20 protein-coding genes and 1 riboswitch are annotated in these 19780 nt (G+C 65.1%); of the genes, 8 read left to right on the top strand and 12 right to left on the bottom strand.

The features are described from left to right. Window positions 1-6 precede the first annotated feature (6 nt). Together MP11Mi_RS14050 and MP11Mi_RS14045 are read right to left on the bottom strand one after the other, a co-directional pair. Complete coding sequence (locus tag MP11Mi_RS14050; RefSeq protein ID WP_420039516.1) at window positions 7-444, bottom strand: SRPBCC family protein; 438 nt, start codon at window positions 442-444, stop codon at window positions 7-9. Next, on the bottom strand, window positions 441-848 hold the full coding sequence (locus MP11Mi_RS14045) for a hypothetical protein (RefSeq protein WP_420039515.1): 408 nt from the start codon (window positions 846-848) through the stop codon (window positions 441-443). The genes MP11Mi_RS14050 and MP11Mi_RS14045 overlap by 4 nt, the downstream gene beginning before the upstream one ends. Window positions 849-981: 133 nt before the next feature. Here MP11Mi_RS14045 and MP11Mi_RS14040 point away from each other — a divergent pair, with 133 nt between their 5' ends. Together MP11Mi_RS14040 and MP11Mi_RS14035 are read left to right on the top strand one after the other, a co-directional pair. After that, a complete protein-coding gene (locus MP11Mi_RS14040) occupies window positions 982-2778 on the top strand; it encodes an AMP-dependent synthetase/ligase (RefSeq protein ID WP_420039514.1) in 1797 nt (598 codons plus the stop codon). A gap of 196 nt (window positions 2779-2974) precedes the next feature. Then, window positions 2975-4144 carry a Cmx/CmrA family chloramphenicol efflux MFS transporter gene (locus MP11Mi_RS14035; protein WP_420039513.1) on the top strand — a complete coding sequence of 390 codons (1170 nt, stop codon included), beginning with the start codon at window positions 2975-2977 and terminating at the stop codon, window positions 4142-4144. Between the two features lie 8 nt (window positions 4145-4152). Here the strand turns inward: MP11Mi_RS14035 and MP11Mi_RS14030 are convergent, their stop codons facing one another. The 5 genes from MP11Mi_RS14030 to MP11Mi_RS14010 all read right to left on the bottom strand — a co-directional run bounded on the left by MP11Mi_RS14030 (window position 4153) and on the right by MP11Mi_RS14010 (window position 8921). Continuing rightward, complete coding sequence (locus tag MP11Mi_RS14030; protein WP_420039512.1) at window positions 4153-5274, bottom strand: glycosyltransferase family 4 protein; 1122 nt, start codon at window positions 5272-5274, stop codon at window positions 4153-4155. Next, entirely contained in the window at window positions 5271-6683 is a 1413-nt protein-coding gene (locus MP11Mi_RS14025) for a peptidase MA family metallohydrolase (protein WP_420039511.1), read from the bottom strand. The genes MP11Mi_RS14030 and MP11Mi_RS14025 overlap by 4 nt, the downstream gene beginning before the upstream one ends. Continuing rightward, window positions 6684-7673, bottom strand: coding sequence for a C40 family peptidase (locus tag MP11Mi_RS14020; protein ID WP_420042107.1), 990 nt, complete (start codon window positions 7671-7673; stop codon window positions 6684-6686). A gap of 150 nt (window positions 7674-7823) precedes the next feature. After that, window positions 7824-8402 carry a C40 family peptidase gene (locus MP11Mi_RS14015; protein WP_420039510.1) on the bottom strand — a complete coding sequence of 193 codons (579 nt, stop codon included), beginning with the start codon at window positions 8400-8402 and terminating at the stop codon, window positions 7824-7826. Between the two features lie 18 nt (window positions 8403-8420). Continuing rightward, window positions 8421-8612, bottom strand: a riboswitch (cyclic di-AMP (ydaO/yuaA leader). A 111-nt stretch (window positions 8613-8723) separates the two neighbouring features. Next, entirely contained in the window at window positions 8724-8921 is a 198-nt protein-coding gene (locus MP11Mi_RS14010) for a hypothetical protein (protein ID WP_420039509.1), read from the bottom strand. A 262-nt stretch (window positions 8922-9183) separates the two neighbouring features. Between MP11Mi_RS14010 and MP11Mi_RS14005 the strand changes: the two genes are divergently transcribed. Then, window positions 9184-10962 carry a DEDD exonuclease domain-containing protein gene (locus MP11Mi_RS14005; protein WP_420039508.1) on the top strand — a complete coding sequence of 593 codons (1779 nt, stop codon included), beginning with the start codon at window positions 9184-9186 and terminating at the stop codon, window positions 10960-10962. Continuing rightward, window positions 10959-11237, top strand: a complete 279-nt coding sequence (locus MP11Mi_RS14000) for an Lrp/AsnC family transcriptional regulator (RefSeq protein WP_420039507.1) — start codon at window positions 10959-10961, stop codon at window positions 11235-11237. Before MP11Mi_RS14005 ends, MP11Mi_RS14000 begins: the two co-directional genes overlap by 4 nt. Window positions 11238-11255: 18 nt before the next feature. Here MP11Mi_RS14000 and trpD read toward each other — a convergent pair whose 3' ends face one another. Together trpD and MP11Mi_RS13990 are read right to left on the bottom strand one after the other, a co-directional pair. Next, window positions 11256-12332: an anthranilate phosphoribosyltransferase gene (trpD, locus tag MP11Mi_RS13995; RefSeq protein WP_420039506.1), complete on the bottom strand. Its 1077-nt coding sequence runs from the start codon at window positions 12330-12332 to the stop codon at window positions 11256-11258. A gap of 9 nt (window positions 12333-12341) precedes the next feature. Beyond that, on the bottom strand, window positions 12342-12791 hold the full coding sequence (locus MP11Mi_RS13990; protein ID WP_420039505.1) for a hypothetical protein: 450 nt from the start codon (window positions 12789-12791) through the stop codon (window positions 12342-12344). A gap of 150 nt (window positions 12792-12941) precedes the next feature. Here MP11Mi_RS13990 and ctaE point away from each other — a divergent pair, with 150 nt between their 5' ends. The 4 genes from ctaE (at window position 12942) to qcrB (ending at window position 17310) form a co-directional block, all read left to right on the top strand. Continuing rightward, window positions 12942-13553 carry an aa3-type cytochrome oxidase subunit III gene (gene ctaE, locus MP11Mi_RS13985; RefSeq protein ID WP_236998547.1) on the top strand — a complete coding sequence of 204 codons (612 nt, stop codon included), beginning with the start codon at window positions 12942-12944 and terminating at the stop codon, window positions 13551-13553. An 81-nt stretch (window positions 13554-13634) separates the two neighbouring features. Then, a complete protein-coding gene (qcrC, locus tag MP11Mi_RS13980; protein WP_420039504.1) occupies window positions 13635-14531 on the top strand; it encodes a cytochrome bc1 complex diheme cytochrome c subunit in 897 nt (298 codons plus the stop codon). Next, window positions 14528-15694: a cytochrome bc1 complex Rieske iron-sulfur subunit gene (gene qcrA / locus MP11Mi_RS13975; protein WP_420039503.1), complete on the top strand. Its 1167-nt coding sequence runs from the start codon at window positions 14528-14530 to the stop codon at window positions 15692-15694. Before qcrC ends, qcrA begins: the two co-directional genes overlap by 4 nt. Next, window positions 15691-17310 (top strand): cytochrome bc1 complex cytochrome b subunit, encoded by a 1620-nt coding sequence (qcrB, locus tag MP11Mi_RS13970; RefSeq protein ID WP_420039502.1) that lies wholly within the window; start codon window positions 15691-15693, stop codon window positions 17308-17310. The genes qcrA and qcrB overlap by 4 nt, the downstream gene beginning before the upstream one ends. A 263-nt stretch (window positions 17311-17573) precedes the next feature. Here the strand turns inward: qcrB and MP11Mi_RS13965 are convergent, their stop codons facing one another. Genes MP11Mi_RS13965 through ctaC form a run of 3 tightly spaced genes read right to left on the bottom strand, consistent with a single transcriptional unit; the run spans window position 17574 to window position 19710 of the window. After that, window positions 17574-18104: a GNAT family N-acetyltransferase gene (locus MP11Mi_RS13965; RefSeq protein WP_420039501.1), complete on the bottom strand. Its 531-nt coding sequence runs from the start codon at window positions 18102-18104 to the stop codon at window positions 17574-17576. Between the two features lie 38 nt (window positions 18105-18142). Then, window positions 18143-18559 (bottom strand): cytochrome c oxidase subunit 4, encoded by a 417-nt coding sequence (locus MP11Mi_RS13960; RefSeq protein WP_420039500.1) that lies wholly within the window; start codon window positions 18557-18559, stop codon window positions 18143-18145. Then, entirely contained in the window at window positions 18559-19710 is a 1152-nt protein-coding gene (ctaC, locus tag MP11Mi_RS13955) for an aa3-type cytochrome oxidase subunit II (RefSeq protein ID WP_420039499.1), read from the bottom strand. Before ctaC ends, MP11Mi_RS13960 begins: the two co-directional genes overlap by 1 nt. Window positions 19711-19780: the final 70 nt, after the last annotated feature.

The raw sequence follows: 19780 nt of genomic DNA, 5'->3' as shown, positions 1-19780 counted from the left end.
GATCGATCAGCCTTCGACCCTCTTCTTGAGGTCACTGAGCGCGGCCTCCGTGATCGCCTTCTCCGCGCGTCGCTTGAGTTGGCTGATCATCGGGATCTGGAGATCGACGGTCAGCGTATAGGTGACCTTCGTCGATCCCGGCACCTGCTGGATCAGTTGGTAACGCCCCTGCTGGCCGCGCTGCAGTTCACTGGACACCAACTCCCACGACACCCCCGAACCGTCATCGGACCACTGGTACCGCAGTTCATAGGTATCGGCCAGGACGCCAGCATCGAGAACAAAACGGACGTGAGTGCCGCGACCGAGTGCGTCGCGTTCGAGCACCGTCACTTCTCGAGCCGCACCGACCCACTCCGGGTAATTCTCGAAATCAGCGATGACAGACATGACGGCGTCGACGTCGGCTCCGACGACCGTCGACTGTTCGGTGTGGTCGCTCATGCCACGGCCTCTCGGACTGCGGGCGCGCCCGCGACGCGACCGGCTTCCAGAGTCTGCTTCACGTCGAACGCCATCACCTTCCCGGCGATTCGGCGCACCCGGTTGAGTTCGGCGACTGCGTCCAGCCAGGCTCGCGGCTCGGTCGGTAGCGATTCCGCAGGTTCGGCGTGCAAGAAATAGTGGAGGATAAATCCGTCCATCCGTTGCTCGCACCAAATCTCCATAGTGCCGGCCAGCGGACCGGACACGATCCAGCGCACACCTTCGTCGCCTCGATCTTCGGCGACCCGCAACGTCAGGTCCGGCCACCACCGACGCCAGCGGGCGCGGTCGCCGACAACGGCTCCTGCCAGCGACACGGAGGCAGCGACGAAAGCGTCGTCGGCTACCTGGATGCTCGTCACCAAAACAGCATCACACACCGGCGACGAAAGGGGAAAGCCGCCTCGGGCACGTCACACCGACGGCAGCAGATTAGACTTTCAAATGATTGAGCAACGCGTCTTGTCACATAGATCGCTCCGGAAGGTGTATTCAATGGCTGAGTGCCGTGTCCCCGCAGGTTTCGTCACCCCGAAGGAGCGGAATTCGGCCGACGTCCTCTATGACATCGCCGCGGCGACGCCCGGAAAGACCGTCTTCCGTGTCCAGCAGGGCGAACAGTGGGAGCCTCTGTCGGCGGGCGACGCTGTCAGCCGGATCCGTGCTCTCGCCAAGGGCTTCATCGCTTCAGGGGTCGAACCGGGCGACCGTGTGGCACTCCTGTCCTCGACTCGCCTTGAGTGGACGCTGATCGATTTCGCGATCTGGTCCGCGGGCGCGGTCCCCGTCCCGATCTACGACTCGTCGTCGGGCCCGCAGATCGACTGGATCCTGCGCGACTCGGGCGCTGTCGCGATCGTCGTGGAGACACCTGCTCACCGCGCAACCGTCGACCGGCTCGAATCAGTGACCGACGCCGTTCAGGTCTTCGCAATCGACGCACCGGACGGCAACGGCATCGTCGAGCTGTTCACCGAGCGCGGCGCCGCCATAACTGATGAGCAACTCGACGATCGACGCCGCCATCTGACGTCCGAAGACCCAGCGACTCTCATCTATACCTCGGGCACGACGGGGCGCCCGAAGGGCTGCATGCTCACGCACGCCAACATGCTCGGCGAGATCAGCGGTGTACTCGAGTCGTCGCTGAGCACCCTCCTCGGACCGGAGAAGCGTCTACTCCTGTTCCTGCCGATGGCCCACGTACTGGCCCGCGCTATCAACCTGGTGGCCATCGAAGCTGGCGTCGAGGTCGGCTATACGAACAACACGAAGGATCTGCTACCGATCTTCGCGCAGTTCCAGCCGTCGCTGATCCTGTCGGTGCCGCGCGTGTTCGAGAAGGTGTTCAACTCGGCGCGCCAGGGCGCGCATGACTCGGGCAAGGGCAAGATCTTCGATCTCGCCGCTGACACCGCTGTCGAGTTCTCGAAGGCCGGCTCGAACGCAGGTCTCGTGCTGCGCGGTAAGCACGCCTTGTTCGACAAGCTCGTCTACCGCAAATTGCGTGCGGCGCTCGGCGGCCGGTGCGAGCTCGCGATCTCCGGCGGTGCACCGCTCGGACCGCATCTCGGGCACTTCTTCAGCGGCGTGGGCATTCCCGTCTACGAAGGCTACGGGCTCACCGAGACGACAGCCGCGATCTGCGTGAACACTCCCCACGAGGTACGGGTGGGCACAGTCGGACGCCCGCTGCCCGGCAACGCCGTCCGCATCGGTGACGACGGCGAGATCCTGCTGTCCGGTGAGGTCGTGTTCGCCGGTTACTGGAAGAACGAGGAGGCGACGGCCGCCGCGCTCACCGACGGTTGGTTCCACACCGGGGACATCGGAGCCCTCGACGCCGACGGCTACCTGTCGATCACCGGTAGGAAGAAGGAGATCATCGTCACCGCGGGCGGCAAGAACGTGTCCCCCGCACCGATGGAGGACGTCGTCCGGACGCATGCGCTCGTGTCGCAGGCGATGATTGTCGGCGACCAGAAGCCGTTCATCGCGTCGCTCATCACGATCGACCCTGAGACCTTCGACGGCTGGAAATCGCGGAACGGCAAGAACGCCGAAGCATCGGTCGCCGATCTAGCGGACGACGCCGCACTCGTCGCCGAAGTTCAGTCCGCCATCGACCAGGCCAACGAGACCGTCTCCCACGCGGAGTCGATCAAGAAGTTCCGAATCCTGCCGAGCGACTTCACCGAGGAGACCGGAGAACTCACGCCGACGCTGAAGGTCAAGCGAAACGTCGTCGCCGAGAAGTTCGCCGACCAGATCGAAGCCCTGTACACGAAGTAGATCCTGACCGCAGGTACTATTCGACGCATGTCGAGTCCTGAGTCAGACAGGTCAGGGGCTGTCGGTCACACCGCCAGCCCCGCAGAGCACTGAACACATCCGCCCGCGATCTGCGCGGGCGGGTTCGGCATACTCCGGGCCGCTGGCCGTGGTGACGAGAAGAACCATCTTCTGACCACTCACCTCGGAGTACTCGATGCCCTTCGCCCTCTACCTGCTTGCCCTGGCGGTCTTCGTCATGGGCACTTCAGAATTCATGCTTGCGGGTCTACTACCCGCTATCGCAACCGACCTCGGTATCGCCGTCGGCACCGCGGGCCTGCTGACCTCCGCGTTCGCCATCGGAATGGTCGTTGGCGCGCCTTTGATGGCTGCGTTCGCCCGTCGGTGGCCTCCGCGAGCCGCACTACTCGTCTGTCTACTCGTGTTCGCAACATGCCATGTGTCTGCCGCGGCCACCCCGGTCTTCCCGGTCCTCCTCACCGCCCGGGTAGTCAGCGCCATCGCGAACGCAGGATTCCTCGCGGTCGCCCTGTCGACGGCGACCACGCTGGTGCCCGAAGACAGAAAGGGCCGCGCACTCGCGATCCTGCTGTCCGGCACGACGATTGCCACAGTCGCGGGAGTGCCCGCCGGGGCTCTTCTCGGCGCCGCGGCCGGATGGCGTGCGACTTTCTGGGCGATCGCTGTGCTGTGCATTCCAGCCGCGATAGGCGTCCAATTCGGTATTCGGAGACGCGCACATCCCGCGGCCGAGACGCCGAGGCTGCGCGCCGAGCTCGGCCAGCTTCGCTCGCGCCGTCTCCTGCTCACGATGACTCTCGGCGCGCTCGTCAATGGCGGCACCTTCGCTGCTTTCACGTTCCTGGCGCCGGTGGCGACCGATACAGCGGGGTTGGGGGACGCCTGGATCTCCGTCGTGCTCGTCATGTTCGGTGTCGGATCGTTCCTCGGCGTCACGGTCGCGGGACGCCTGTCGGATCACCGGCCGGGTCTGGTGCTTGCGGTCGGTGGCCCGCTCCTGTTGACCGGATGGATCGCGCTGGGCTCAGTCGCGTCGCACCCCGCACCCTTCGTCGTCCTCGTGCTCGTCCAGGGGCTGCTGTCGTTCGGCGTGGGCAGCACGTTGATCGCGCGAGTGCTCTACGCCGCTGACTGCGCGCCGACGATGGGCGGTTCGTATGCGACCGCAGCACTCAATATCGGCGCCGCGGCCGGACCCGTTCTCGGCGCGCTCGGACTCGCGACCGGAGCCGGTGCACTCGCACCTGTGTGGGCCGCGGCCGCCCTCACCGGTGTGGCCCTCGTGGTGATGTTTGTGTCAAAGAATCAGCTAAGGGCGGTGACGGCGCAGATGCCCGGATGACTCACCGGTTAGAGCAGGCGCATCAGACGGGCGGCCTGGTGGCGCCACTGCCAATGCTGGACGATCCAGGCTCGTCCCTTCGCGCCCATCGCGCCCGCGAGTTCGGTGTCTTTGAGGAGCACCGTGATCGCCTCGGCGACCCGTTCCCGGTCGCGGCCGTCGACGACGGTACCGGTCACCCCATCGCGGACTGTCTCGGGGGCGCCACCCGAGTCGCCCGCGACGACGGGCACACCGCTCGCGGACGCTTCAAGGAAGACGATGCCGAGCCCCTCGACGTCGAGACCTCTGCCGCGCGTACGGGTGGGCATCGCGAACACGTCGGCCATCGCGTGATGTTTCGGCAGTTCATCGGACGGCACGGATCCGGTGAACGTCACCGAATCGCTCACCCCAGCCTTCTCAGCCAGTTCCCGCAGGCGGTCGCCGTACGGCCCGCCGCCGACGATCATCAGCCGAGCGTCCGGCACCTCGCGCAGAATCGACGGCCACACCTGGATCAACACGTCCTGGCCCTTGCGGGGCACGAGCCGAGACAGGCATAACACGACGGGAGCGTCGCCGATCCCATAGCGCTCCCTCAGTTCCGCTCGGGCCGCCGCGTCGGGCGCGAACCTGCCCGTGTCCACCCCGCACGGCACGTACTCGAGCGCGGCGTCGCGCCCGAACGCCGCCGAGAAGCGACCGCGCGTGTATCTGCTGACGTAGGTGACGACGTCCGTGTGGACCCCGATGTAGCGCAGCACTTGGCGCGACCCGGGCAGCATCGACCAGCCGACTTCGTGGCCGTGGGTGCTGGCGACGATACGGCGGGCACCCGCCTTCCGCAGTCGCGGCGCGAGGACCGCGAGCGGGGCGGCCGCACCGAACCAGACAGTGTGGACGTCATGTTCGCGCACCAGTCGCGCGGCGCGGCGCGCGACAAACGGGGTCGGCAGCATCAGCGACGTGCGGTGCCGGACGATCCGGTATGGGGCCGCCGCGTCGTACTCGTCGGAGCCTTTCCACTTCGGTGCGTAGACGACAACGTTCTCCGGCGGTAAGAAGCGCAGCAGATTCTCCAGATATGACTGAATTCCGCCGGCCCGCGGTGGGAAGTCGTTCGTCACCAGCAGCGTCGTCCCGGTCATCGGACCTGGGCGCGCAACCATGTCTGCCACTGCTTCACCAACGCATTCTTGTCGTGCCCGACTGCCGTCTTCATCGCGGCGTCCATCGCTGGGGTGTCGCCGGCAGCGGTCATCTTGCGGTACATGTCTTTGAGCTTGGACTCGCCGTACTTGTCGGCGACGAACGCGGCGAACGACCACGCACTCTGGTAGGCGACGCGGGCCGCATCGCTGTCGACCGCGAAGTCCGAGTCGACGGGCAGCTTCTTCGGCACTCGGTCGGCTGCGACCTCCACCGCGAGGTCCGGCGCGGCGTCTACGAATTCGCGGTACGTCCCCTTGCGCCCGACGTATTCGGGGACGCCTTCGGTCAGCCACATCGGGGAGATCTCCGACGTGGACAGCCGCGTCGCGACGTGCATGAGTTCGTGTCGCAATACAACGGCGAGCGCCGGTTCGGAAAGGTCGACAGCGTTGGGCGAGAGCACGATCCGCTGTCCGACGACTTGCTTGGCACGCCTGTCGATGCGCGAGAACACGGTGGCCGCCGCGGCCACCGTGGTGTCGCTCGCGGCGGTGCGGGTCAGACCGGAGAACTCGGTCTGATCGCCGGTCGTGACGACCGCGGCTTTCTGCGTCCAGTCGTCACCCCAGAACTTGCTGACTGCGGCGATCGCGTTGGGCAGGATCGACTCGATGCGCGTGAGGGTCTTATCGGTTTTCGGATACGAGAGGATCACCGACGTTCCACCCGCGGTGCGCACGTCGGCCGCGGCCAGTCCCGTGAATTCCCACGGCCCGACTTCGGCAGGCGGCGCAGGCTTGGCCGTCGTCGGCTGGGGATTCGACGCGGACGCTGCGTCGCCGAGGACCTTCCAGTCGTCACCGTAGCGGGCGAAGACCATCGTCTCGGTCAGCGAAACTTCGGGTTCGGCGAGGCCCGGTGTCGACGAACCACCGAGCGCGTAGGTGAGTTCGACGGGGGTCACCCAAGTGTCGCTGGCGCCTGCCTCGTCGACCTTCGCCGCTAGCGCCGGGTCGACCTGCCATTCCGGTCCGGTGCTCGGCGCCACCCGATAAGTGAACGATGTGGTGGCGAGGGGGCCTCCCCGCCGGCCGCGGTTCTTGCTCGGCGCGAACGCCGCGACGGCGGTGTGAAGTCGATCGATGATCGATCGCGGTGCCGCATCGTCGATCAGCCCGTCAAGACCGGCGCGATCACCGGTCCGGAGCACCGACGAGAGTTCGTCGAGTAGGGCTCCCACTCCGTCGGTCCGCTGCTGTTCGAACGGGTTGAGGGGTGTTGTCGACGCGCCGGCAGACGAGGCGGTCGAATGTTCGGACGAGTCCGAACACGCAGCGACCGTCCCGACCACAGTCAACGCGACTGCGACAGCCGCCGCTGCGGCGCGAGGCGCGACGGCGGCCACTCAGTACCGTCGCGCAGCGTTGTACGGGCCAGCTTTGTCGACCGGCACGACTGCCACGGGAACACCGAATGTAGAGGCGTGGACGACGAAACCGTCGCCGACGTACATGCCGACGTGTGACGCATCCGGGTAGTAGATGATGAGATCACCGGGTTTGAGGTCCTTGCGGTCGACCGGTGTGCCTCCGCCGAGCTGCGCCTCGCTAGTGCGCGGAATGCTCTTGTGGGCTTGCTTGTACGCCCACAACATCAGGCCCGAACAGTCGAACTGGTGCGGCCCGGTCGCGCCCCACACGTACGGGTCGCCGATCCGTGAGATCGCGGCCTGGAGTGCGACGAGCGCAGGCGCCGTCCCCTTGGGGATGGCACTCGCGTCGAACGCGTATTTCGGGCCGCGGAGTGCGGCGAGCTGTTTGCCGGTGAGTGACTTGTAGACCGCCCGGATCTGGACTGCTTCGAGCTGCAGGTCGGCTTGCTTGGCTTGCAGGCGACCGCGCTGCTTCTCTGCGACAGCGACGGCGTCGCTGGCGTCCCGCGCCGACTTGTCGGCGTTCGCCTTGGCTTCCCGCGTCTCACGAGCGATCGCGGTGATCGACCGCAGGTCGGCGGCCGACTGACGCGACATGACTTCGAGTCCCGACATGTTGTCCAGGAGGCTCTGCGGGGAGTCACTGACGAGCATCGCGTAAAGGCGGTTGACCCGCGCTCCGCGGTAACTGGCGCGGGCGAGCGCGTCCACCTTCTCCTGCGCCGACGCCATCTGCCCGCTCATCGCGTCGAGCTTCTTGCTCGCTTTCGCCGATGCTCGGCGTTGCACGATGACGGTCTTGCGCTGTACGTCGTACTCGTGCTGCGCCTTGTTCATCGATTCGGTGGTCCGCTCCGCGTCGCGGGAGAGTTCACGGTAGTGAGTCAGGATCTGGTTCGCATTGCGCGACGGCTCCGCGGCCGACTCGGGAGCGACCGGGAGCAGCGCCACGGCCGCCAGCATCACCGCGCCGAGCGCGGTCGCGCGAGCAGTCCGACGTCCAGCGCTTCGATTCGTCTGATCCACCACATGTTCCTTAATACTGAACGGGCGGGTCACACGCGTATCGCGTATGGCCCGCCCGGTTCAAGAGTTCACGACAGACGATACCGCTCAGTAGCGGCGGATGCTCGTCACGCTCCAGTCCTTGACCTTGTCACGCTTGACGGGCACGCCTTCGGTCGAGGCGTGGACGAACATGCCGTTACCTGCGTACAGGCCGACGTGGCCGCCGCCGTTGAACACGAGGACGTCGCCGGGGCGTGCGGCTGCGAGCGAGGCGATCGAGGTGCCGCCGCCCATCTGGCCATAGCTGTCACGGGGGATGGTCTTGCCTGCCTGCCGGTATGCCCACGAGGTGAGGCCGGAGCAGTCGAATGCGCTGGGGCCGGAAGCGCCATACACGTACGGCGAGCCGATCTTCGACTCCGCGTAGTGCAGCGCCTTCTGAGCGCGCACCTGCTGCGGAGTGCCGATCGGCCCCTGCGGGTTGACCTTCGGCACGTGCGGCACCTTCGGCAACAGGTTGTCGGGGACGTCGAACTTGCCGACACCCGGGATGTTGACCGGCGCGGCGTCCGCGGGGCCGACTGCGAGCGCAAGCGACCCGCCGATGGCGATCGAGCCTGCGACTACCGCAGTCGTAGCAACCTTGCGGCCGGTGCCGGGCTTGTCCAAACGGTGTTTAGCCACTGAACTTCAGAACTCCTTGTTGTCTCCCTGACCGCCGACCGGGTTAGCTGTCGGGTTCGGGCCGGAAGATATGGCCCTACGCGTCCGTAGGTCTGGGCGACCTGCGACCGCGATTCACCCCGATTCGCCGGCGCGTTTTCACACGCCCTTGAAAAAGGTGGTTCCCCGGTTCGCCTTCGGAGGGTGAAGGCGATTAGGCGGTGACCCTCCGGGCGTCTCCCAAGTACTGGTTGATCACCCTGAGTGGAAAGTCTCGAAAAGATTACGAAACCCTGACGCAGATGTCCACCAACCCCGCACCAAAGTCGACACACAGTCGTGTCAGACGGCGCGGAGCACGTCCCACGCGCCCGACCCGAATAGGCGATGACCTGCGGTGACACCAGCTATTGCACTGCGTGCCGATTCGTCCGAAATCATCCCTGTGGCGACGAACACATCAACGGCGGACTCGATGTCCACCGAGTCGGAGTCAGAGGTATAAGTGCTGGTGACAGGGTCGAACAGGACCTGCATCATGCATCCGTCGCATTCGCGATTACGGGCCGGGCAGGTGGCGCAGTCGATTCGCATTGTGATCCGCCTCTCATTTGTGGTTCGTTGGACAATCTCCGCGCGCTCCGACTGTCCCAGGCGTGTCGCGGGAAGGTCGGATTGTCTCGACCTCGAGTGCAGACTACGAATCCCCTCCGACAATTTCCCTTCCGACAACCTTTGAGGACGGTCCCGACCCGGGGTTCGACGGACGTTCATGTCGGTGGGGTCCCCTACCGTGCCCACCATGACCACCGGACAGCTGTCCTTCGCCGATCTCGACGATGACGACGAGTTCGCCGACAAATCCTTGTTCGAGACGACGCTGGTCGTCGTCGACCTGGAGACGACGGGCGGAAGCTCGGACACCGACGCCATCACCGAGATCGGTGCCGTCAAGATCCGCGGCGGCGAAGTTCTCGGAGAGTTCGCGACACTCGTCGACCCGGGCCGCGAGATTCCGCCGCAGATCGTCGCCCTCACCGGAATCACCACGGCGATGACGTACGACGCACCGCCGATAGAAGAGGTACTGCCCGCGTTCGCGGAATTCGCGCATGGCGCGATTCTCGTCGCGCACAACGCCCGCTTCGACACCGCATTCCTCCGCAAGGCGGCCGCGAGGATGGACTTGCCGTGGCCGTTCACCACGTCGTTGTGCACGGTGGCGATGGCGCGGCGCATCCTCACCCGGGAGGAGGCTCCGAGCGTCAAGCTGTCGGCGTTGGCTGACCTGTTCGATGTGTCGGTCCGCCCGACTCACCGCGCCCTCGACGACGCCCGGGCAACAGTCGACGTGTTCCACCGGTTGCTCGAACGAGTCGGAAACCGCGGAGTGCACACGTATCGCGATCTCACCGACTATCTCCCGCGCTCGACACCCGCGATGCGGGCGAAACGCTCGATGGCCTCTGGCCTGCCCCGGACTCCGGGCGTCTACCTGTTCCGCGGCCCGGGCGACGAAGTCCTCTACGTGGGGACGGCGGTGAATCTTCGTCGCCGCGTCTCGTCGTACTTCTCGGGTTCGGACACACGTCCCCGAATGAACGAGATGGTCTCGCTCGCCGAACGGGTCGAGCACGTGGCGTGTGCGCACGACCTTGAGGCCGGTGTACGCGAACTGACGCTCCTCGCCGCACACAAGCCCGTGTACAACCGGCGTTCGCGCAACCCGCACCGCGGGTGGTGGATCAATCTCAGCCACGAACGGTTTCCTCGCCTGTCCGTCAACCGGACACCCGCGCCAGACGCGATCGGCCCCGTGCACAGCCGCACCGTCGCGGCCGACGTCGCGGACGTCATCAGCGCGGCGGCAGGTCTGCGCAGTTGCACGCAAAACCTCAAGCGAGCCGACCACCACTGGTGTCCGGGCGACGGGGCGGCCGTCGGGCTCCCCGACCCGCTCGTCGCACAGCGTCCCGACCTCTGCCACGCGGCGAGCGAGCGGCCACAGACCCTGCCCGACTACCTGTGCCGGGTCGAAGCCGCTCGCACGCTCCTGTCCGGCGAATCGGATGCGTTGCTCGTCGACCTTCAGCGGCGGCTAATACTTCTCGCCGACACGCGACGCTTCGAGTCGGCCGCCCGCGCGCGAGATCGTCTCGCGGCGACCGTCGACGTCCTGGCCCGTACACAACGTCTCGCCGCAATCGCGTGCATTCGCGAGTTCGTTGTCGCCCGACCGGACGACGACGGAGGCTGGCAGCTGAGCGTCATCCGGTACGGCCGACTAGCGGGCGCGGCGCACGCTGCGCGCGGCGTGCCGCCGATGCCGGTGATCGAGATGATGACGGCCAGCGCAAGTACCGTCGTCGAACCCGCAGACACCGGACCTCTCGGCGGCGCGCCAGCCGAAGAGGTCTCGCTGATCGACCGGTGGATCGCCGAGCCAGGCACACGACTCGTCAGCGCGACCGATCCCCTGTGTTCGCCGATCGGCTCGGCGCAGCGCTGGACCGACTTCGCCCGTGCCGCCCGCCGAGCGAGAGACGCACCGATGCCGCTGCCCGCTAGAGTTGGAGCATGATCACCGCCATCGTTCTCATCGGGGCCGACATCCACCAGATTCCCGAGACCGCGCAGGCGGTCGCCGATATTCCGGGCGTCACCGAGGTCTACTCGTGCGCAGGTGACGTCGACCTGATCGCGAAGGTACGAGTCCGCGACCATGACCAGATCGCCGACGTCGTCACCGGCAGGATCAACCGTCTACCGGGCGTCCGCACCAGCGCCACCCATATCGCCTTCCGCAGTTACGCGAGCGCGGAGGTCGACGGCGGATTCTCCATCGGCGACGACTAGAAGGCTCGAGGCCGACCGTTAGGCCAGCTTGCGCGTCAGCGTTGCCCACTCATCGAGCAGTGCCGCCGCCGCGCCGGAATCAATGATCTCCTCGACGCGAACGACTGCCGTCCGCAGCGCAGCGAGCAGGCCACTATCGTCAAACAGGGCCGTTTGTTCGTAGGCGACGATCGCGGCCGCCGCATTGATGACGACGGCGTCCCGGACCGCTCCACGTGCCCCGTCGAAAAGTTCGCGGGCGATCCGTGCGTTCACGGTGGCATCGCCGCCCTGCAGCGCGGCCAGTTCGACCAACTCGATGCCGAGATCGCGAGGATCGAGAGCGAACCGGCGCATCTGCCCGTTGACGACCTGCCAGACGGTCGTGGAGGTGGTCGTGGTGATCTCGTCGAGTCCGTCGTCTCCGCGGACGACGAGGACCCGGTTGCCACGGTCGACGAAAGCCTGGGCGAGAACCGGCGCCAGATCGTCGAATGCGCAACCGATGAGGCTCGCTTGCGGCGACGCCGGATTCGTCAACGGGCCGAGCACGTTGAAGATCGTCGGGATGCCGATCTGTTTGCGCGGTGGACCGATGAAGCGAAACGCCGGATGGAACACGGGGGCGAAACAGAACCCGATACCGAGTTCTTCGACGCACGCGGTCACCGCGTCCGGCCCGAGCGTGATGGCGACGCCGAGCTCTTCGAGAACGTCGGCGCCGCCGCTCTTCGACGACGCCGCGCGGTTGCCGTGCTTCACCACCTTGATGCCTGCGGCAGCGACGACGACCGACGTCATCGTCGAGATGTTCACGGTGTGCGACCGATCACCGCCGGTGCCGACGATGTCGACGGCTTCGCCGGACAACGTGATCCGGTTGGCCATCCCCAACATCGCGTCGGCCAGGCCGCGCAGCTCATCCGCCGCAGCCCCCTTCATTTTGATGCCGACACCGAAAGCGGCGATCTGCGCGCCGGTCGCCGCGTCGGACATCATCTCGTGCATCGCCCACGCCGCTTCGTCGACCGACAGGTCGAAGCCGTCGGTGACCTTGCCGAGAATCTGTGGCCACGTATGTGTGGGAATGCTCTCGCCGATTTCGGGGGTGCTCACGCGACAACCTTAACGATCAGGTGGCGCGGCAAGCACGGCCCACCCGAGACCGACGCCGCCGTTGCGCGATGCGAGGCTCGCGACGCGGGACCGTTCCTGCGACACGGTGCGCGCGTCGACACGCTGCACCCGAGACAACGCGACCGGCACGAGTGGCGGTTCGACTGTCGGATCATCGGCCAGAATGTCCGTCGCGACGTAGCCCGCCAATGCAGCGGACGCAGTCGCGCTCTCGACCGCCGACGCGGGAAGCGCGATCAGATGGCGAAGCACAACCTTCGACGCCGACTCGAATCCAACAGAATCGAGTACCGTCGAGCTGGCGACCGCGTCGTCGTCGCTCCGCACCACGACGACCAGATCCGAGTCCTCCACCGAGAGTGCCCTCGTCGAGCCACCGCTGCGCCGAAACTTCTTGGCAAGACGGCCGAACACGCCGTCACCTGACTCTCCGCTCATGGCAACGAGCAAACCATGCGGCGGGCCGCCGTTGAAAGGACACGCCGGACCCCCACACTCGGACCGCGCCTACCTGCAGGGGAGGCCAGCGCCGAACCTATTTACCGACCCCGCTGGAAATCGGTTACTACGAACCGTCATACTTCTTGTGTGACTAGCGCTGTGGGTAACTCCGGAACCGCCATCACCTCACGCGTGCACTCGCTGAACCGTCCGAATATGGTCAGCGTCGGCACCATCGTGTGGTTGTCGAGCGAGTTGATGTTCTTCGCCGGCCTGTTCGCGATGTACTTCGTCGCGCGGGCCAATGCCGCTGACGGGTGGCCGCAGCCGCCCGCGCACCTGAACCTGGCGCTCGCCGTGCCGGTGACCCTCGTCCTGATTCTCAGCTCGGTCACCTGCCAGTACGGTGTCTTCGCCGCTGAGCGCGGCGACGTATACGGTCTGCGCCGCTGGTACACGCTCACTTTGGTGATGGGCACGTTCTTCGTCTGCGGCCAGGCGTACGAGTACTACACGCTCGTCGGCGAAGGCCTCACTCTGTCGTCGAACGCATACGGCTCGGTCTTCTACATGGCGACCGGCTTCCACGGCATGCACGTGATCGGCGGCCTCCTCGCTTTCGTGTTCCTGCTGATCCGGACCCGCTTGTCGAAGTTCACACCCGCCCAGGCGACCGCGGCGATCGTGGTGTCGTACTACTGGCACTTCGTCGACGTCGTGTGGATTGCCCTGTTCGTGGTCATCTACTTCATCCGGTAACGGCGGCCAGAACCGTTCAGCCCAGAACCGTTCAGCCCGGTTCACCAGAAACCAGTCCAACCGCTTAGTAGAGAGTCACCGATGAGATCATCTCCACCGAGTTCGCCGAAGCCGCGCGACACGGCGTCGACGCCGTCGCGTGCCAAGTCGCGTCGCAAGCTCCGCCGTCGTGCCACCGGCACGGTCTTCTTGCTCCTCGGCCTCGTCGCCACCGGCCTGATTGCCGGACTGCTCAGTCCAAAGCCTCAGGTCGCGACCGCTGACGACAAAGAGTCGAGCATGATCGCCGCAGGCAAACAGTTGTACGACACGTCGTGCATCACCTGTCACGGAGCCAACCTCGAGGGCGTCACCGACCGTGGCCCCTCGCTGATCGGTGTCGGCGACGCCGCCGTGTACTTCCAGGTCTCGACCGGACGTATGCCGGCGATGCGCGGTGAAGCCCAGGCGCACCGTAAGCCCGCCAAGTTCACAGAAGCCGATATCGATCAGCTCGGCGCCTATGTGCAGGCCATGGGCGGCGGTCCGCGCGCAATGTACGTCCTCAATGACGACGGCCAGATCAAGCGCGACGAGAACGGCTTCCCCGAGCTGCAAATGGACCAGCTGCGCGGCGAGAACCTCGGTCGCGGCTCGGAACTGTTCCGTATGAACTGCGCGTCCTGCCACAACTTCACCGGTCGTGGCGGCGCCCTCTCGGGTGGCAAGTTCGCTCCCCCGTTGACCGATGTGAACCCGCAGCAGCTTTACACCGCGATGCTCACCGGTCCGCAAAACATGCCGAAGTTCTCGAATCGTCAGTTGTCTGTCGACGAGAAGAAGGACATCATCGGCTTCATCCGCTACGCAGACACTGCTGCCCCCTCGGGCGGCTACGGTCTCGGCGGTTTCGGTCCGGCCTCTGAAGGCATGGCCATGTGGGTTGTCGGCGCAGCGGTCATCATCGCAGGCGCCATGTGGATTGGATCACGAAATTGAGCGATTCGAATAAGGACATCCCGTCCGACGAGGAACTCGCGGCGATGTCTCAAGAGGACAAGGTCCGTCTCGGCACGAACCTCGACGGTGTGGAGATCATTCACCGCGTCGAGCGTTACCCCGAGCCGGGCACCACGGCTGAGAAGCGCTCCGAGTTCGTTGTCGCGATCTGGTTCGTCATCTCCGGACTGCTCGCGATCGCGGGCTTCGCACTCTTCATCTGGAACCGGTGGGAATTCACCATGCCGGAGGAAGAGGGCTACTGGGCGTATACGTTCTATACTCCGCTACTCGGCATCACCTTCGGCGGCGCGATCCTGACATTCGGTTTCGGCGTCATCCAGATCACCAAGCGGTTCATCCCGCAGGAGATCTCCGTGCAGGACCGCCACGACGGTGGTTCCTCCGAAGTCGACAAGCAGACGATCGTCGCCGAACTCAAGGACACCGCCGACACGAGCACTCTCGGTCGCCGCAAGGTGATCCTCGGTTCGGCTGTCTTCGGCCTCGGTGCACTGGGACTCGCTGGCGGCGTCGCCGCGATCGGTGGCTTCATCAAGAATCCGTGGGCAAAGCGCGACGACGCGCCCCTGTGGAACACCGGCTGGTCGCCCATCTTCAACGAGACCAAGGGCGAGACGGTCTTCTTGCGCCGCGACACCGGCAACCCGTACCAGGTGGCTCTCGTCCGCCCAGAGGATCTGGACGCCGGTGCCATGGAAACGGTGTTCCCGTGGCGCGTCTCGGACGGCTACGGCGATACCGAAGAGTCACGTCACAAGCTCCTCGAAGGAATTCGCGGCATCCGCAACGCAGTCATGCTGATCCGTTTCCGCCCCGAGGACAACGCGAAGGTCATCAAGCGACGCGGCCAGGAGAGCTTCAACTTCGGCGATTACTACGCGTACACGAAGGTCTGCAGCCACCTCGGCTGCCCGACGTCGCTGTACGAGCAGCAGACGCACCGCGTTCTGTGCCCGTGCCACCAGTCGCAGTTCGACGCGCTGGAGTTCTGCAAGCCGGTCTTCGGTCCTGCTGCACGCGCGCTGGCTCAGCTGCCTATCACTGTCAACAACCAGGGCTACATGGTCGCCAACAGCACCATCAATGAAGGAGACTTCATCGAGCCCGTCGGACCGGCATTCTGGGAGCGTAAGTCATGACAGTCGCCGACCGCCTCGCCACGCAGGCAGAAGAGGTCGACTCCAGGTATCACCTCGCTGCCGGCATGCGCCGCCAGATCAACAAGGTGTTCCCGACCCACTGGTCGTTCCTCCTCGGTGAGGTCGCCCTCTACAGCTTCATCATCCTGTTGCTGTCGGGTACGTACCTCACGTTGTTCTTCGATCCGTCGATGGCTCACGTCCAGTACGACGGCGCGTACCAGCCACTCAACGGTGTGACAATGAGTCGCGCCTACGAGACCACTCTGAACCTCTCGTTTGAGGTCCGTGGCGGTCTGTTCGTGCGCCAGATCCACCACTGGGCAGCCCTGCTGTTCGCCGCGTCGATCATCCTGCACATGGCTCGTATCTTCTTCACCGGTGCGTTCCGCCGTCCGCGTGAAGCGAACTGGATCATTGGTTGCTTCCTGCTGCTGCTGGCCATGTTCGAGGGCTTCTTCGGCTACTCGCTTCCCGACGACTTGCTCTCGGGCACCGGTATTCGCGCCGCCATGTCGGGAATCGTGTTGTCGATCCCGCTGGTCGGTACCTGGGTCCAGTGGGCGTTGTTCAACGGCGACTTCCCCGGCGACATCATCATTCCGCGCCTGTACGTGCTGCACATCCTGATCTTCCCGGCCATCATCCTGGCCTTGATCGGTGCTCACCTCGCGCTCGTCTGGTACCAGAAGCACACGCAGTTCCCCGGCCCGGGCCGGACCGAGAAGAACGTCGTCGGCGTTCGCATCCTCCCGGTCTTCGCAGCCAAGGGCGGCGCGTTCTTCGCGATTGTGTTCGGCTTCCTGGCGCTCATCGCGGGTGTCTTCCAGATCAACCCGGTCTGGAACATCGGACCGTACAACCCAGGGCAGGTCTCGGCCGGTTCACAACCGGATATCTACATGATGTGGACGGACGGCTTCGCGCGTCTGATGCCTGCGTGGGAGCTCTACCTCGGCAACTACACGGTTCCCGCAGTGTTCTGGGTCGTCCTAGTGATCGGCGTGATCTTCGGACTCCTGTTCGGCTACCCGTGGATCGAGAAGAAGCTCACCGGCGATTACGCCCACCACAATCTGCTGCAGCGTCCGCGTGACGCCCCGGTTCGTACCGCTGTCGGTGCGATGGCCCTGACGTTCTATATCATCCTCACGCTGATGTGTATGAACGACATCATCGCGTTGAAGTTCAGCATCTCACTGAACGCGACGACATGGATGGGTCGTATCGGCGTCATCGTCCTGCCGCCGCTGGTGTACTTCGTTACGTACCGCTGGGCCCTGTCCCTGCAGCGCAGCGACCGTGCAGTCCTCGCCCACGGCATCGAGACGGGCATCATCCGTCGCGAGCCGCAGGGTGAGTACATCGAGACGCACCAGCCGCTCGGCCCGGTCGACGACCACGGCCATCCGATCCCGCTCCCCTACGAGGGTGCGGCCCTGCCGAAGCGGATGAACAAGCTCGGTTCGGCTGGCGCGCCCGGAACCGGCACCGTCCTGGTTCCGGACTCCGCGGAGCAGCAGGCGCAGAACGCGCGGATCGCGCACGAGCAGCACGAAGCCGAGAAGAAGGCTATTCAGGAGCTGCAGGAAAAGGGCGGGAATCCGCTCGACTGACTCGATGCTCTACACGGCGACGGCCGCCTCGCGATCCGCGAGGCGGCCGTCGCCGTATCTGTCTGTCTATCCCAGGATAGGGCCCAGAATGCGAGGATGGCCCGGGTAGCTGAAGTGTGGCGAGGGCGCGTTTCCGGCCCCTACCCCGTCTATCCGGCCCCCTGTCTATCCGGCCCTGTCTATCCGGCCATGCTCATCCGGCCATGCTTATCCCGGCCGCCGCGACACTCCCCTCCCCCACCGGGGGCACCTACGCTGTAGGCCTACCAGGCCGATCCCGCGCGTGGGTCGCAGATCAGAGGTTGCATCGTGTCTAGGTATCGGTGTGTCGGTGTCCGCAATACCAGGATCGAATCCTCATCGTCGACGGTCGGTCGCACGCCGTCGGGCGTGAGAACGCCGAGCGGACCACGCCACGGCTCCCATCCGCGTCTGCGATACAGTGGCCGGCCGTCATCGGACGCACCGAGCGCACCCAGATCGTAGGCGCCGACGACGATGTCGTCGACGCGAGCCATGACGGCGTCGCCGATCCCCTCGCGACGCCTGCGGGACGCGACCGCGACCGCCTCTACGTATCCGGCGCGCAGCACAGTCTGTCCCACGATGAGTTGTCTCTGGACGACAGACGCGTGGCCGACGATCCCCACAGTGTCGTCGGCGAAGACGTGGACACCGCCGAGACAGTGATCGAAGTCGGAGTCGGTGAAGTCACCGTCGAACGCATCGAATAAGAACGCTCGCAGCATGTCCCGCCCGGCGGCAGACAGTTGGTGGGTATGCCGAAGCCGCACCCGGTATCCGGGTGCGGCTTCGGTGGATTCTGTGTGGCTCAGTGCTTCTCGGGGCCCACGTGGTATTCGAAGACGAGTCCTGCGACGGTCCCGACTATCACTACCACGAGGGTGGCCGCGAACCAGAGGTTTCCGGTCGCGAACCCGATCGCGAACAGCGTTGCGGCGGCTGCGATGGCGATCGGCCAGTAGCTGTGCGGGCTGAAGAAGCCCAGTTCACCCGCGCCGTCTTCAACCTCGGCCTCTTCGTAGTCCTCGGGTCGGATCTCAACTCGGCGTGCGACGAATCGGAAGTAGGTGCCTGCGATCAGCGCGAGGCCACCCGCGAAGAACATGCACACCACACCGGTCCATTCGACGCCAGTCCGGTAGAAGTACGTGCAGACCGCGTAGATGATGCCCATCAGGACGAAGAACATCGCGAGGATTTCAAAGATCCGTGCTTCGATCTTCATCAGTTCGTACCTTCCTTGGCCTGCACACAACCCGCGACCTTGGTGTTGTTCGCGTCACCGAGGTCCTTCGGAGTCTTATCGTTGGAGACCCGTCGCGAATCGAACGGGACGGTCGTGACGGACTCGGGGACCTGGCAGATCGAATGGAGAGCTTCCGCGTTCGATGCTTCGGGATTCTCGGACCGGTACTTGATGTAGCTCGCGAAGTCGGCGGGACTGACCGCGCGGACCTCGAAGTTCATCATCGCGTGGAACGTGCCGCACATTTCGGCGCAACGTCCGACGAACGCGCCTTGCCGGTCAATCGAGCTGACCTGGAAGGACGGATCCGTGTGGTTCTGGGCCGGGAACGGCATCACGTCGCGCTTAAACAGGAATTCGGGAACCCAGAACGAGTGGACGACGTCCGCTGCGGCGAGATCGAACTCGATACGAGTGTCCGTCGGGAGGACGAGGATCGGGATCGTGGACGACGTGCCCAAGGTCTCGATCTTGTCGAACTTCAGGTATTTGCGCTCCTCGTTAGAGCGTCCGCCCGCAGCGCCCTTGACGAGTTCCTTCTCGCCTTCGTGCTCACGGTACTTCGGGATCTGCAGTTCGAACGGCTCGCCGTTCCGCGAGTCCTTCGCGTTGACCAGCTGGTCGTTGCCGATCTTCACGGAGTTGTAACCGAACTTCCAGTTCCACTGGAACGCGGTGACGTCGACGACAACAGCGGGGTTGTCCTCTTCCTTCTCCACATTGTTCTGCACGACGACCGTGAAGTAGAACATCACGGCGATCAGCACGAACGGGATGGCGGTGTACGCCAACTCCAGCGGCACGTTGTAGCCGGTCTGACGCGGGATGACCTCGTCGTCGCTCTCAGTCTCCTTCGCGCGGTGGAAGGTGATGGTCCAGAAGATGAGGCACCAGACCAGGACGCCCATCGCCAGAGCAGCGATGACACACCATGTCCAGAACACCCGCATGTCGTGGGCTTCGGGGGTGACCCCTTCAGGCCAACCGAAATGCAGGGCCTCTTCGGCACTGCAGCCCGACGTCATCAGCACGACGACGCCCAGGACCGCGAGGGCACTCAGTCGTTTAATCGTGCGCGACGCGGGTACTCCACGTCGTGCCGACGGCCGTCCACGGTTCGTCAATTTCACGCCTTCCTGCTGGCAGGGAGCTGTTCCACAAGGTTCGCACGGCGGAGCAAACCACTCCTTGCGCAATTCT

This window comes from Gordonia abscondita (genome assembly GCF_032711245.1).
Classification (GTDB): Bacteria; Actinomycetota; Actinomycetes; order Mycobacteriales; family Mycobacteriaceae; genus Gordonia.
Note: the sequence above shows the minus strand (reverse complement) of the source record. Positions and strands in the feature narration are given on the sequence as shown.